The organism is Shewanella hanedai (genome assembly GCF_007197645.1).
GTDB classification, from domain to species: domain Bacteria; phylum Pseudomonadota; class Gammaproteobacteria; order Enterobacterales; family Shewanellaceae; genus Shewanella; species Shewanella hanedai.
On sequence record NZ_VKGK01000032.1, the window covers coordinates 18,880 to 32,563 of the forward strand.

General features: G+C 44.1%; 13 protein-coding genes. 5 read left to right on the forward strand and 8 right to left on the reverse strand.

Annotated elements, in window-relative coordinates; genetic code table 11:
- Nucleotides 1-31 precede the first annotated feature (31 nt).
- Nucleotides 32-1,273, reverse strand: coding sequence for a multifunctional CCA addition/repair protein (locus tag FN961_RS20355; protein ID WP_144042003.1), 1,242 nt, complete (start codon nucleotides 1,271-1,273; stop codon nucleotides 32-34).
- A gap of 161 nt (nucleotides 1,274-1,434) precedes the next feature.
- Between FN961_RS20355 and FN961_RS20360 the strand changes: the two genes are divergently transcribed.
- Both FN961_RS20360 and FN961_RS20365 read left to right on the forward strand, forming a co-directional pair.
- On the forward strand, nucleotides 1,435-3,045 hold the full coding sequence (locus FN961_RS20360) for an ExeA family protein (protein ID WP_144042004.1): 1,611 nt from the start codon (nucleotides 1,435-1,437) through the stop codon (nucleotides 3,043-3,045).
- The gene (locus tag FN961_RS20365; protein ID WP_144042005.1) at nucleotides 3,045-4,001 is read left to right on the forward strand and encodes a general secretion pathway protein GspB; all 957 of its coding nucleotides are present in this window, start codon (nucleotides 3,045-3,047) and stop codon (nucleotides 3,999-4,001) included. Before FN961_RS20360 ends, FN961_RS20365 begins: the two co-directional genes overlap by 1 nt.
- A 70-nt stretch (nucleotides 4,002-4,071) precedes the next feature.
- On the opposite strand, the gene nhaD is transcribed toward FN961_RS20365, so the two are convergent.
- A complete protein-coding gene (gene nhaD, locus FN961_RS20370; protein ID WP_144042006.1) occupies nucleotides 4,072-5,319 on the reverse strand; it encodes a sodium:proton antiporter NhaD in 1,248 nt (415 codons plus the stop codon).
- A 604-nt stretch (nucleotides 5,320-5,923) separates the two neighbouring features.
- Here nhaD and FN961_RS20375 point away from each other — a divergent pair.
- Nucleotides 5,924-6,127 (forward strand): hypothetical protein, encoded by a 204-nt coding sequence (locus FN961_RS20375; RefSeq protein WP_144042007.1) that lies wholly within the window; start codon nucleotides 5,924-5,926, stop codon nucleotides 6,125-6,127.
- A gap of 330 nt (nucleotides 6,128-6,457) precedes the next feature.
- Here FN961_RS20375 and hemL read toward each other — a convergent pair whose 3' ends face one another.
- The 6 genes from hemL to FN961_RS20405 form a co-directional block, all read right to left on the reverse strand.
- Nucleotides 6,458-7,744 (reverse strand): glutamate-1-semialdehyde 2,1-aminomutase, encoded by a 1,287-nt coding sequence (gene hemL / locus FN961_RS20380; RefSeq protein ID WP_144042008.1) that lies wholly within the window; start codon nucleotides 7,742-7,744, stop codon nucleotides 6,458-6,460.
- A gap of 29 nt (nucleotides 7,745-7,773) precedes the next feature.
- Complete coding sequence (locus FN961_RS20385; protein WP_144042009.1) at nucleotides 7,774-8,793, reverse strand: aspartate carbamoyltransferase; 1,020 nt, start codon at nucleotides 8,791-8,793, stop codon at nucleotides 7,774-7,776.
- Between the two features lie 253 nt (nucleotides 8,794-9,046).
- Nucleotides 9,047-9,475 (reverse strand): c-type cytochrome, encoded by a 429-nt coding sequence (locus FN961_RS20390; protein WP_144042010.1) that lies wholly within the window; start codon nucleotides 9,473-9,475, stop codon nucleotides 9,047-9,049.
- Nucleotides 9,475-9,855, reverse strand: a complete 381-nt coding sequence (locus tag FN961_RS20395) for a cytochrome C (protein WP_144042011.1) — start codon at nucleotides 9,853-9,855, stop codon at nucleotides 9,475-9,477. The genes FN961_RS20390 and FN961_RS20395 overlap by 1 nt, the downstream gene beginning before the upstream one ends.
- Nucleotides 9,855-11,081, reverse strand: coding sequence for a sulfite oxidase (locus FN961_RS20400; RefSeq protein ID WP_144042012.1), 1,227 nt, complete (start codon nucleotides 11,079-11,081; stop codon nucleotides 9,855-9,857). Before FN961_RS20400 ends, FN961_RS20395 begins: the two co-directional genes overlap by 1 nt.
- Before the next feature lie 2 nt (nucleotides 11,082-11,083).
- The gene (locus FN961_RS20405; protein WP_221936139.1) at nucleotides 11,084-11,416 is read right to left on the reverse strand and encodes a c-type cytochrome; all 333 of its coding nucleotides are present in this window, start codon (nucleotides 11,414-11,416) and stop codon (nucleotides 11,084-11,086) included.
- Between the two features lie 388 nt (nucleotides 11,417-11,804).
- Between FN961_RS20405 and FN961_RS20410 the strand changes: the two genes are divergently transcribed.
- Together FN961_RS20410 and aspA are read left to right on the forward strand one after the other, a co-directional pair.
- Complete coding sequence (locus FN961_RS20410; RefSeq protein ID WP_185972858.1) at nucleotides 11,805-12,026, forward strand: DUF7661 family protein; 222 nt, start codon at nucleotides 11,805-11,807, stop codon at nucleotides 12,024-12,026.
- Nucleotides 12,027-12,223: 197 nt separating this feature from the next.
- Nucleotides 12,224-13,675: an aspartate ammonia-lyase gene (gene aspA, locus FN961_RS20415; RefSeq protein ID WP_144042013.1), complete on the forward strand. Its 1,452-nt coding sequence runs from the start codon at nucleotides 12,224-12,226 to the stop codon at nucleotides 13,673-13,675.
- The last annotated feature ends 9 nt before the right edge of the window (nucleotides 13,676-13,684 follow it).

Sequence of the window (13,684 nt, forward strand, 5' to 3'; positions counted from 1 at the left end):
ACTTACAGCCAATTTAGTTCGAAAATCATACTCAGTTTATAGGGAGACTTTTAAAGTTTGTTTTAAATTCTGTGACAACTTCAATACGCTTAATTTGCAGTTGCTGTTTAATCTCAGCGCCTTTAAATCCAGCTTCTATGATCGGCTTAACATCGACTGAACTTGCAGCCTTAAAGCTTTCTTCAAGATATTGGGCTTGTGGGTAGGGCTGAACTTCTAAGCCTAACCTGCCTCTCGAATCTGCTTCACACGCTGTTGCAAGTTGCGCGAGCCTGTGAGGTTTACGCCATAAATCGGCCTTATCGAATATTTTTATCAAGGTTTCTGGACGCAATTGATCGATGTTATGGACATTTTGATGTTGATCACTGACCAGGAGGGCTAAATCTCGATATTCGTTGGGAACTCTGACACGTATACAGAGTGCTTTGATAAGCGCTAAGCCAGATTGACCATGACCATGATGCTTTGGCAAAGACGCTTTTGGGCTTAGTGCTTTGCCCAAATCGTGAACTAATGCCGCAAATCTCACGCTGTTTTCATTCGATAGCTTAGCGGCTTGCTCTAAAACCATTAGCGTATGGATGCCAGTGTCGATCTCTGGGTGCCATTTTTCAGGTTGAGGAACCCCAAAGAGGGCATGGATCTCAGGAAACAGTATTTCAAGGGCCTGGCATTGATTGAGCACTTGAATAAAGATTTGTGGGCTGTCTGTTGAAAGTGCTTTATCGAGTTCAAGAAAAACCCGTTCAGGTGTTAACGCCTGTAGCTCACCGCTTTGACTAATTCGAGTCATGAGCGCAAGGGTTTCGTCTGCAACGGTAAATCCGAGAGTATGAAAACGTGCTGCAAACCTTGCGACTCTTAACACCCGCAGTGGATCTTCGATAAATGCATCAGAGACATGGCGAAGCTGTTTATTGTTAATATCGGCCATCCCATTGTGGGGATCGAACAGCACACCTTTATCGTCCTGTGCAATGGCATTGATGGTGAGATCTCGACGAAGAAGATCCTCTTCCAGCGTCACATCAGGGCTTGCATCGCAGCTAAACCCGCCATAACCGCTACCTGTTTTTCGCTCTGTACGGGCTAAAGCGTACTCTTGCTGAGTTTTAGGGTGCAGAAACACAGGAAAGTCTTTACCGACCTGTTTATAGCCGAGTTCAAACATCTGCTCAGATGTTGCGCCGACAACCATGTAGTCACGATCTTTAATAGGGAGTTTGAGTAAATTGTCGCGCACTGCGCCGCCGATCAGATAAAATTTCACTATTTGGGTTCACTGTCTCTTTTAGTGTATTGGTTGAAGCTTATCATGCATTGAATAGGCATACAGACGCATTTTTTCATCCATTTTTTGACATGGTGGGCTGTTAGCTTTAGTTTGAACTGATTTTTTACGATTTTGTTGTTATAAGGATAGATAACTGCATGTACAAGGCGTTTTTTGGATTAAGCGATAACCCTTTTTCAATCGCTCCGAACCCCCATTATCTTTTTCTCAGTGATCGCCACCGCGAAGCGTTAGCACACTTAACTTATGGGTTAGGCGACACCGGGGGATTCGTCTTGTTAACCGGTGAGGTAGGAACGGGTAAAACGACGGTTTCACGTTGCTTGCTAAACCAGTTACCAGAAAACACAGACACCGCCTTTATTCTCAATCCCTCACTGACGGAACTTGAGCTGCTGGCTACCTTGTGTGATGAGCTATCTATCGAATATGAGAAAGACCCAAGCCTTAAGCAACTGACAGATCTGTTAAGCAAATACTTACTTGCGAATCATGAGAAGGGTCGTAATACCGTCTTGATCATTGATGAAGCACAACATCTCAGACCCGCAGTGCTCGAACAACTTCGTTTACTGACAAATCTTGAAACCGATACTAAGAAGCTCTTACAAGTTATTTTGATTGGTCAGCCAGAGCTTCAACAACTGCTTAAACGACAAGAGTTGCGTCAACTCGCACAGCGGATCACTGCCAGATATCACTTATTACCACTCACTCCTGAGGATGTTGGCTTATATGTGCATCATAGACTGCAAGTTGCCGGACGTCATGAGCCTTTGTTTAACACAGGCGCTATCAAGGCGCTGCATAAATACAGTGGCGGTATCCCGCGTTTAATTAACTTATTATGTGAGCGCGCCTTGATGGCGAGCTACGCTAAGTCAAAAGTCCCCGTCGATAAAAAAATGGTCATGTCAGCGTCGGCAGAAGTGTTAGGCGAGGACATCAAACAAGCTAACTATCTACTGCCAGCTGGTATTGCTGCGACTGTCGGACTCAGTTGTGTGCTGGGGTATTTAGTATTTGCGAACCAAAAGGCGGCGCCAACCCATGCAGTTTCATCAACAGCAGTTAAGACTGAGACTAAGGTTGAGCCACAAAGCGAGAGCCGTGAAACTAAGCTTGATGCCAGCCAGCGAGTGCTTAATGACGCCATTGCAAGTAGCCGCAATATCGATACTGCTTATGCCAGTATATTGGGTTTGTGGGGCAAGGTGCCGTACATTGGTTTAACAGCCTGTCAGTCGGCTCAGCAACAAGGGTTATCTTGCTTTCAAGAGCAAGGTAACTGGAACTCATTAACCAGACTGAACTTTCCTGCTGTGGTGTATTTAGTCGATGGGCAAGATCAAGCCTTTTATGGCACCGTGGTCTCAAGAAGTGGTGAACAACTGCTGCTACAGCTTAATGAGCAACAACTTTGGGTCGATAGAGACTGGTTTACTCGCCACTTTAGCGGCACCTTCGAAATTCTCTGGCAGGCACCAGATCTACAACCACTTGAGATAGGGCAAGGTTCTAGCGCTGCTCAGATACAGTGGTTGGAAAATAGTCTAGCCAAAATTGATAATACAACCCCACGTTTGGTGAGCCGATTTGATAGCCAGTTAGAGGAGCAGTTGAAACGATTTCAACGTAAGCATGGCTTAAGGGCGGATGCGATTGCTGGCAGTCAAACACTAGTGCAGCTTAATCTATACTTGAGCGTTCAAGGGCCTAGATTAATGAAAGTTAAGGGTCAATATTAATGTCTATTTTACTCGATGCTGTTACTCGGGCTAAACAGCAAGATTTGAATATTCATCTGGATCCGGTACTGACGCCGCGAGCGCAGTATGATCAACTTCAGAAAACGAAAAATAGCGGCCTATTATTGCTACTCAGTGGAATTATCATCTCTCTTTTGGTGGTGATTATCTGGCTTGGCCGAAGTCAATTCATGAGTACTGAAGTGAACGTTGAGCCTGAAAAGAGTGCTGCTGTATTAGTTTCATCAGACACTGACCACAAAGAGGTTGTTCAGACTAAAATAACAGTTAAGCCAGTGTCGGGTGTTCAGTTGGCGGGAAAAGTTGCACTACCACTGGCCGCGACGATGCCTGTTCGTTATCAGGCACCGATAGCGCCTCAAACTGCGCCTGTTACCAGAACGGTGACATCACAGAGCCCAAATCAGGGCAGTGATGCCATTGTGCTGGGCGCACACGCAAATCATAAAGGTCAGGAGTTGCTGGCGTCGCTTAAATCCCAAGTGAATTCAGCTGCAGAAGATGTTGGCTTGAGACAAACAACATCGACACCTGAGCCAAAACAAAGCCAGTCTAAAGCTGAAACTAAGCCGCGAGATTATCAAAGTGAGAGGAATTTATTAGCGGCATTTGAAGCGGCATTAAAAGAGGTTGAAGTGAGCAACTCTGTTGCGACACCTGTGACAGCTGAAAAGTTGGATCCTATTCCGACTCCAGAGCAAGACTCGCTGCCAAAGTATGGTCAGTTACCAGCCGTTTTACAGTTGCAGGTTCCCGAGTTCAATATTAATGCCCATGTCTATTCTAGTGACCCTAACAATCGCTGGCTCAATGTTGATGGAGCAGAATTGCAGCAAGGTGACAAGATTGGCGGTAAGTTAGAAATTGTTGAGATCCGCCCAAGGGATGTGGTGTTATCGATACAGGGGACTGAATTTAAGGTGCCAGCCATCTAATTGGTGAAAAGTTGATGCATAAAAAAGCCTGCGAATGTTCGCAGGCTTTTTTTTGTTCTTGTACCGCTAACTAGCCGTAGAAATGATTGGCAAGCAGTAAAGTTAGGCCATAACCCAAGGAGTAACAAAGCAGTAATGCAGGCACATATCGAAGGTAACTGACAAAGGTCAGCTCCTTCACTTTACTCATGGCGATGATCCCGGATGCTGAACCAATGACAAGTAATGAGCCGCCGACACCAACGGAGTAGGTCAACCCTAACCACTCTGGTGTACTTAACACTGGGTCTGCTTTTAGTAGCGCAGCTGTAAGGGGGACGTTATCCAGAATTGATGAACCAATTCCTGTGACAAAGTTTGAAATATTAGGGTCATACATAGAGTAGACCTGAGTTAATAGATCTAAGGTACCAATCTCTTTGAGCATACCGACAAGCAGTAATATGCCGAGGAAAAAGAGCAGAGTGTCGAATTCAACTTGACGAATATACTCGAGGATCTGCATCTCTTCTTTATTACTTCTGGAGACGTGTCCCACCAGAAATAAAATAGAGAGACCGGTTAAAAACGTCAGTACAGGCGGAATTCCATATAAAATGTTGAGCACCATTGTCGCGATAATCGTACAGAAGAAGATGATGGCTATCACCACATCGACTTTATGGTAATCGCGTTGAATGGGGGTGTTGCTCACATGCCCTTCAGCCTTAAGTGAAAACAGCACGGCGAGTAACATTACGCTCACAGCCGCTGGAATAAAGAGGATAAGCAACTCTGACATCTGGACATGACCTTCGAGGAAGATCATCAAGGTGGTCACATCGCCTGTTATCAAGGAGACCCCGCCTGAATTGACGGCAAAGATGATTAACACCGCCATTCTGCGTCGCATCTGCGTGTCGAGTTTGAAGGTGGTTAATAAGCCTAATGAGACGAGTGTAGCGGTGACATTGTCGCAGATAGCTGAGAGAACCAGCGAAAAGAGAGCCACCAGTATCATTAACATGCGTACTGAGACTTTTTGTGGAAACAGCTTTTGCACCAGAATTTGGATCATCCCTTTTGCATTAAGATAAGCAACAAAGGTCATGGTCGACATTAAGAACAGCCATAGGGTGGCAATCTCAAGTAAGTTTTCGTTTAACTCTGCTTCAATCAGTTTCTCTTGTCCGGGGCTCCCCGCTGACATAAAGAGCACAACCCATGAGATACAGCCAAAAAACAGTGTGGTTTTGGTTTTATTAAGGTGAGTCACTTCTTCAAAAATAATACTTAACAGTGCCAGAACGGCGAGGGAAATCAGGAATATGTAGAGCATACGGCAGTTCCTAAAGCTGATTATTTGTCGACCAGTCAAAACTGAACAAAGCTTAAAATCAAGGTTCAATTAATCTTGGCGTGTTAGCGGAGCGGATTAGGCCACATAGAAAGGGATAAAACAAGTGATAACCGCATCGGAATTTAAGGATAATCGTGAGGTGCGTCACCTTGAGTATTTATAGCTTTGAATTGGCATCACGAATATGGGGTGTGATGAAGCGTTTTACGCTTCGATTAACAGCATATTAAGAAGGAGGTTTTTTGTTGTGCCGAGTGCATGAGTTTTCGTTTCAGTGGTCGCTAGTCCTATTTTGTAAAAATGCTAGCACAAAAAACTAATTAATTTTTTGCAATATTAGTACTGTGAAATAGATGTAATTATTGATTTTAAATAATCACTTACAGTGTTTTGTTTTTGACTGTGATGCGCCTAACTAGAAAAACACCATTGTTTATGGCGTTTCTTTAAGTGTCAAAATATTGACTGGTTAAAAAGTATTCAGTAGAGTGTTACAAAATGCATCTGATAGAGTACATGTTTTTTTCGGATGAAAGATGTTTACACACTATCCATATTTACACTGATTTAAGGGGGAAGTAGGATGAAATTTTTGATTCGGGCTATTTTATTACTAGGTTCTCTCGTTTGGTTAGTAGTGTGTGCAAAGCAGTTTGTTGCTCTAGGTATACTCGACCATCCCTCAGTTGCAATCGATAATCCGACGCTGTTAATTCAAACATTTATTGCACTGATGATTTTACGTTCAGCCTGGATGTTCGGTCAGGAAAAAAGAAGACGCTTCTAAACTAATACCAATCAGTATAAAGATGTGATCGCTCAGAGAGATTTTAGCGCTGCTGAGGTAAGGCAACGAGTGAGAAGCATAGTTGTTCTACGTTTAAGCTCGTTAACACAGCATCAGAAGCGCTAAAACTCGCCCTTTGGGTGTGTTTTTGGCTACCTACTTCTGCGTTGAATGAACTCACAAGGGAATAACCATTCCGTCATCCATTCGCCTTGAATTAGCTTGCCAAAAGCCACACTGAGTAGATCACTTTCTTATACTGATTGGTATAATCAAACACAAAAAAGGACGCGATATGCGTCCTTTTTTGTGTCTGGATGTCAATGAAGACTATTTAGCCATCTTAGCAAAAACACGGTCAGCCGCTGCTAATGTCTCTTCCAACTCTTTCTCACCGTGAGCCATAGATAGGAAACCAGCTTCATAAGCACTCGGTGCTAGGTAAACACCTTCATCTAACATGCCGTGGTAGAAAACAGGGAATTTTTCAGCATCACATTTAGTCACTTGATCGAAGCGAGTCACAGTTTCTTCTTCTGTGAAGAATAAGCCGAACATGCCGCCAACATAGTTAATCGACATTGGGATGCCATGTTTATTCGCTGCGGCTTTAAAGCCTTCAGCAATACGCTTAGTCTTAGCTGCTAGCGCTTCATATAAGCCTTCAGTGCAAAGCTCTTCCATCTGCGCGAGACCAGCTGACATGGCAATAGGATTACCAGATAGGGTACCGGCTTGATAAACTGGGCCTGTCGGTGCAATAAACTGCATCACATCTTTACGACCGCCAAATGCGCCAACTGGCATGCCGCCACCGATCACTTTACCTAAGGTTGTTAGATCAGGAGTCACGCCGTAGTAACCTTGAGCACCGCTTGAAGATACGCGAAAGCCTGTCATCACTTCATCGATGATTAACAAGGCACCGTATTGGTCACAAATAGCGCGTAGACCTTGAAGGAAGCCATCAATCGGTGGAATGCAGTTCATGTTGCCAGCTACTGGCTCAACAATGATGCACGAGATATCTTCTGGGAACTGTTCAAATAATGCTTTAACAGATTCAAGATCGTTATACACAGCCGTTAACGTCAGTTTGGCAAAATCTTCAGGGATACCTGGAGAGCTAGGCTGGCCTAGTGTCAACGCGCCAGAACCGGCTTTAACCAATAGACAGTCAGCATGGCCGTGGTAGCAGCCTTCAAACTTGAGAATTTTGTCACGATTAGTGAAGCCACGTGCAAGACGAATCGCACTCATGGTTGCTTCAGTACCAGAGCTCACCATACGAACCTGTTCCATTGAAGGAACCATCTCGATGACTTTCTCAGCCATTTTTACTTCAAGTTCAGTTGGCGCACCAAAAGAGAGGCCATTTTCAACGGCATCTAATACGGCTTGACGAATTTTAGGGTGGTTATGGCCTAAAATCATTGGTCCCCAAGAACCTACATAATCAATATACGCTTTGCCGTCGGCATCATAGATATAAGCACCATCGGCTTTATCAATAAAAAGCGGTGAACCGCCAACGCCATTGAAAGCACGTACTGGTGAATTAACGCCACCAGGAATGGTTTTTTTAGCCTGTTCAAAAAGTTCGTCGGAACGGGTCATGATCAATCCTTTAAAGTCTGTTGCCGTGTTTATAGTTCGGCTTTTCGTGAATACCAGTTAACGGGACACTCGTATTTTTCTAGTTGTGTGTCAACACCCAAAGTCAGTGCAAACAGTGCCATGCGGATCAGCAGTCCGTTATCAGCTTGTCTAAAGATAGCCAGATTAGGATGACTGTTAAGGTCATTATCCAGTTCGTTAGCTTGCTCACGTGAGTCTCTAGGCAGCGGATGCATGATCACTGTGTTTGATTTACAGTGTTGCGTGTAAATACTGCGGTTAAGTCGGAACTTACCACGGTATTTATTGGCCTCTTCCTGTGAAGGAAAACGCTCCTCTTGAATGCGTGTCAAATAGAGTATATCAGCCTGATCTAGATTACCTTCAAGTTGATCGGTAATTGTGATCTTATGCCCAGCATTTTCGATGTCTGCTAGCACATAGTCTGGCATGGCCAACTCTTTTGGCGATACCAAGGTGAAGCTGACATTCTTGTACATACACAGCAGACGTGACAGTGAATGCACCGTACGGCCAAATTTAAGATCCCCGACCATCGCGATGTTCATGCCGCTAATATCTTGCCCTTGGGTTGCAAGTTCTTTTTGGATGGTAAAAAGATCGAGTAGGGCTTGAGTCGGGTGCTCGTTAGAACCATCACCGCCATTAATCACTGGTACCCGGCTTCCCTCAGCGAACTCTTTAACTGAGAAGGCTTCAGGGTGACGCATAGCAATCACATCAGAATAACTGGACAGTACCCTTGCAGTGTCATATAGGGATTCACCTTTAGACAGTGACGATGAAGCCATGCCTACGGTTTCATTGACTTTGCCGCCAAGCAGATTAAATGCACAACCGAAGCTGATGCGAGTACGGGTGCTAGGTTCGAAAAATAGGTTACCTAAAATAGCGCCTTCTAAGACAGTGGTGCGTTTTTGTCTAAGGGCATAAGGTGACATACGGGAAGCAACATTGAATATCTTTTGTACGGCATCCAAATCAAGCTGGTTTACCGAGAGGATATGAGATCCTTGAAACTGAGTCATCAGCCTTTATTTCCAATTTCTGGGGGCAGGAATAACAAGGAAGACCCGATTATTTCGCCTAAAGTTGTGTAGGGTGGCTGAGGCGGCATTATACTCGAATCTCCGGTGTAGTGGAATAACTCCGCAGAGTATTTTGTGCGTCTTTTATGGCAAGTATCTAATTTGGTCGGGGAGCGTGTTTTGTGTCTGTTCCTGAAATAGAAAATCCGGCACAGAGTGCCGGATTTTGTCAGTCTTAGATGAGTGCTTTCGATTACTTAGCTAAGTTCAATGGTGCTTGTTGCGAATAGTAATACGCCACATTTTTCATCTCAGCTTCTGACAACATGCCTGCTTGTGCTTGCATGATCGGGTTGGCGCGTTTTCCCTGTTTAAACTGGATAAGCTGTTTAAATAGGTAGGCCGATTTTTGCCCCATTAAGCTAGGATAAGTTGGCATTATGCCTAGCATGACATTGCCGTGGCAGGCGATACAGCGTGTGTTAGCTAACGCTTCACCTTGGGCAAGATCAAATTTCTGTGACAGTACATCTTGACCTAGTTTAAGTCCGGATACAGCCTGAGAATCACTAAATTCTGTTTCAGCACTCACTGGTGTTGCTGCGGCAAAGCAACTGCTAGAGAGTAGAAGGCCAGCGGCAAGCAGTGATGTTTTGATACTTAACTGATGCAGTAAAGTCATTATTCCTGCTCCCCTTGCTGTGGAAGCGGTGGCATCTGAGCAGCTTCCAACGGCTTACGTCTAAAGATTTTCATATTGATGCCGGACTCGTTGTAATAGGTCTCCAGATAATCGAGAACAGGATCCCAAGTTTCATTCAGATCCCATAAACCTTGAGTGTCGATCATCCATTGGATCGTGTCGCGCCACACTTCTCGGCTTCCCACATTTTGTGGAATAATCAAACTGGTGTGACAGGCATTACACTGGTTTTTCACTATTTCCCAGCCAGGTGCCATGATGAGGCCTGTGGCCTTATCTACTGGATATTGCTCGGCTGCAGCTGCGCCGAAGCTACTGGTACCAAGCAGCAAAGCAAACGCATAAAGGTGTTTTTTCATTATACGACCCTTACAGCAACTCTATGGCAACCGTTGAACAGGTAGCCTTTCGGGTTCCATTGTGGTTGAACCATAGGCTGGCTATCGCCTTTTGTATCGGTTGCTTTAGCCCAAATTTCGTAATAACCCGTTTGAGGCAGATTTAGGTTTATCTTCCACTGCTGCCAAGCCATTGGGTTGACAGGTTTAGTCAAAGAGGCGGTTTGCCAAGTGGTGCCATAGTCATAGCTCACTTCAACTTTAGCCACGTCACGGACGCCTGCCCAAGCATGACCACTGACTTCAAGTGATTTGCTTAACGTGAGTTCACCGCCAGTTTGTGGGGCAGTAATAAGCGACTTAACAATCATCTCTTCAATGACTTTAAAGTCTTTGTTGTCGACTTTTTCACCTGGAGCTACTGGGTTTTTAGGCACTTGGTACGCAGGAGCCCCCATTTTCTTACCATCATGTACGCGATCACGTACGCCCATACCTGTCGCACATTTTTGTGACACAGAGCCAGGACGACCACCGAAGACGATACGCAGTGGGTAGCCGTGCATGTAAGGGATAGCTTCGCCGTTCATGCCCCATGCAATCATGCCATTCTCATTCATGGCTGCATCAATCGGTACGCCGCGAGAGATGGCAGCACCTTTACCGCTGATATGCTTATCTGCGCCATAGTGAGCGGTATAAACAGCATCGCTTTTCACGCCACAGTCAGCCAGTACGTCTTTAATTAATACACCAGTCCATTCGGCACAGAATACAGCAGTGTTACTCCACTGGTTTCCTTTTGCGTTAGGGTAGAAGTTCTCACGGCTGTTACCACCACACTCAAGCACTAACTGTTGAGTATGAGTTTTGAATTTGCTCTTGAGCTCGGCAATGGTGTAAGTCTTTGGTGTTTCAATCGACTCACCGTCGACAGTGAACTCCCAAGTGTCAGGATCGATATTCTCAAAGTCAGGCATTTGGCCATTCCAGCGAATAAAGGCGACATCAGCAGGTGTTTTTACTGGGGCAAGTAGGTGTTCTGGTGGGAATGCGTTTAACGGACTCGAGTTAAGCACTTTAAAATGTTCAGGAAGATCTTCAACCTTTGACCAAGTCACGGCAGAAACATCGAGAGCTGCCATACCTGCAGGACGATTTTGAGCAAATGCCCAGTTAAGCGGTAGCATTGCTGTGACTGAAGTGGCTACTGCCCCTTTTAAAAATTTACGTCTGTCGATAGTCATTGTTACTCTTCCTTACCTTTATTGAAGTGATCAGCCATCGCTTTCATCTGCTCTGTGGTCAGAAGGTTGGCGACTTTAGTCATTGTTTTATCTTGGCGTTGGCCACTTTTAAATTGTTCTAGCTGTTGCACCATATAAGCTGCATTTTGCCATTTTAGATTTGGGATCGAGGTAAACTCACTGCTTCCATCTTTACCATGGCAGGCCATGCACATATTTAATAAATCTTGGTCAGTCGCCGCTGAGCTTATGCCACTGAACATTGTCAGAGATAAGCCTATAGAGAGGCAGACGCCCTTTATGGCAGGACTTTTTTTAGTCTTATTTACACTCATATCCTTCCTTCACTTTTTATCTTAGCCATGTCGCTTAATTTGCATGTAAGCGAAACTTGCTTAATCCACCCGCAATTGATTTAGATCAATGTTTTTAGCTAGGCTTTGCTATAGCTGGTGAAGTTACCCTTAAAGTTGATATTTGGTGTGTAAAAAGTTATAAAAAGTTCTAAAAATAAAATGAAAATGCTTTAAAAACATATGTTAACGTTAAATTGGAGCTGATTGTTTTTTATTCTGATGTCATCTTGTTAAGCTAGATGATATGGCCTTATTATTGTTGTTTTTACAGGGTTTAATGAGTAAAGAGACCCTGAGGTTGTTTGGTAATAACGCTCGAAATAGTTCGATCTATGGTGAGTCATATCAAGAGAAGAAGGTGAGACTTATGCTGCTAAAATTTGATGTGTTTGGTAAAACCATGCTGGTTGAGCGTAAGCAGAATTGTTGGCTGCTCTTTGTTGATTCTGGCAGAGGCATGCGGACTCGGGTATTTGATGTGGTGATCCCACCGGAGCTTGCTCAAGCAGATTTAGCTGTGTACCTCGATGATATTTTTCACGAACATTCAAGTGAAAGGCATCCTAATGTCACCTCCATAGATAAATAACGAGATAAATAGAGAGGTATTTTCTAAAAGGTATTTAAGCCATTTAACGTCAATGTTACCCTAAGTTTGTAAAGCCATTTTCGATGATATTAATCATGTAATACAAATAAATATCAATAACAAAAGACATCTTGTCTTATGTGGTTGTTATGTCATTCAATCTACATATTTATCACAAGTAATAAGTGAATTCAGCCATGACGGTAATGTACTCAAATCGTAGCGAAGAAACACGTTTAGAAACGGATCTACTGGGGGATAAATCGATCCCCAAAGAGGCGTATTACGGTATTCATACTCTTAGAGCGATGGAAAACTTTAACATTAGCAGTGAAAAAATTGGTGATTGCAGTGAGTTTGTTCGTGGCATGGTGAAAACCAAGAAAGCAGCGGCACTGGCAAACGGAGAACTAGGGACTATTTCTAGCGATATTGCCAAGGCGATTGTTGCGGCGTGCGATACCTTACTCTCTACTGATGGTTTCTATGATCAATTTCCGATAGATGCATTTCAGGGAGGAGCTGGCACGTCGGTGAACATGAACACCAATGAGGTGATAGCCAATATCGCCTTAACGCAGTTGGGTTATGACAAGGGAAGCTATCAGCATATTAACCCAAATGATCATGTTAATAAGTCTCAAAGTACCAATGATGCTTATCCGACAGGGTTTAGGGTCGCGCTGTTTGAGCGTACAAATTCAGTGTTAGCTGCACTAACTGAGTTGATCGATACCTTTATGGTTAAATCGTTAGAGTTTGATGATGTATTAAAAATGGGGCGTACTCAGCTGCAAGATGCTGTGCCGATGACATTAGGCCAAGAGTTCCGCGCGTTTGGTGTCACGTTAAAGGAGGAGATTAAGAGCGTTAAACGTTGTCAGGAGTTATTGCTGGAGGTCAACTTAGGCGCGACAGCAATTGGTACAGGTCTTAACACGCCACAGGGCTATTCCCAGTTAGCGATTGAGAAACTGGCAATGATCACAGGTCATGCTTTTGTGCCTGCTGATGACTTGATTGAGGCGACATCAGATTGTGGCGCTTATGTGATGCTATCGAGTGCCCTCAAACGCTTCGCCATTAAGCTGTCTAAGATCTGCAATGATCTTCGTCTGCTCTCATCTGGTCCTCGTTGTGGATTTAATGAGATTAACTTACCGCAAATGCAGGCGGGTTCATCGATAATGCCAGCGAAGGTGAATCCTGTTATTCCGGAAGTGGTTAATCAGGTAGCATTTAAAGTTTGTGGCAATGATCTTACGATTACAATGGCGGCTGAAGCGGGACAACTGCAGTTAAATGTCATGGAGCCAGTGATCGGACAAAGTTTGTTTGAATCTTTATCACTGCTCGAAAATGCGTGTTTTACCCTTAACGATAAATGTATTAAGGGGATCACTGCAAACCGTCAGATTTGTCAGGATTTTGTGCTCAATTCAATCGGTATTATCACTTACCTTAATCCGTATATTGGCCACCATGAGGGCGATATTATCGGTAAGATTTGTGCCGAAACAGGGAAAAATGTACGAGAAGTAGTATTAGAGCGCGGTTTACTTTCAGTGGAAGAGCTTGATGAGATATTCTCAATTGAGAACCTAATGAACCCGCAATATAAAGCGAAACGTTTTGCTATTGAAGCGTAATCATTAGCA

Excerpts from the sequence above, each read along its gene's own strand:
- FN961_RS20360 (WP_144042004.1), top strand. The coding sequence starts at position 1,435 with ATGTACAAGGCGTTTTTTGGATTAAGCGATAACCCTTTTTCAATCGCT.
- FN961_RS20365 (WP_144042005.1), top strand. The coding sequence starts at position 3,045 with ATGTCTATTTTACTCGATGCTGTTACTCGGGCTAAACAGCAAGATTTG.
- nhaD (WP_144042006.1), bottom strand. The coding sequence starts at position 5,319 with ATGCTCTACATATTCCTGATTTCCCTCGCCGTTCTGGCACTGTTAAGT.
- FN961_RS20375 (WP_144042007.1), top strand. The coding sequence starts at position 5,924 with ATGAAATTTTTGATTCGGGCTATTTTATTACTAGGTTCTCTCGTTTGG.
- hemL (WP_144042008.1), bottom strand. The coding sequence starts at position 7,744 with ATGACCCGTTCCGACGAACTTTTTGAACAGGCTAAAAAAACCATTCCT.
- FN961_RS20385 (WP_144042009.1), bottom strand. The coding sequence starts at position 8,793 with ATGACTCAGTTTCAAGGATCTCATATCCTCTCGGTAAACCAGCTTGAT.
- FN961_RS20390 (WP_144042010.1), bottom strand. The coding sequence starts at position 9,475 with ATGACTTTACTGCATCAGTTAAGTATCAAAACATCACTGCTTGCCGCT.
- FN961_RS20395 (WP_144042011.1), bottom strand. The coding sequence starts at position 9,855 with ATGAAAAAACACCTTTATGCGTTTGCTTTGCTGCTTGGTACCAGTAGC.
- FN961_RS20400 (WP_144042012.1), bottom strand. The coding sequence starts at position 11,081 with ATGACTATCGACAGACGTAAATTTTTAAAAGGGGCAGTAGCCACTTCA.
- FN961_RS20405 (WP_221936139.1), bottom strand. The coding sequence starts at position 11,416 with ATGAGTGTAAATAAGACTAAAAAAAGTCCTGCCATAAAGGGCGTCTGC.
- FN961_RS20410 (WP_185972858.1), top strand. The coding sequence starts at position 11,805 with ATGCTGCTAAAATTTGATGTGTTTGGTAAAACCATGCTGGTTGAGCGT.
- aspA (WP_144042013.1), top strand. The coding sequence starts at position 12,224 with ATGACGGTAATGTACTCAAATCGTAGCGAAGAAACACGTTTAGAAACG.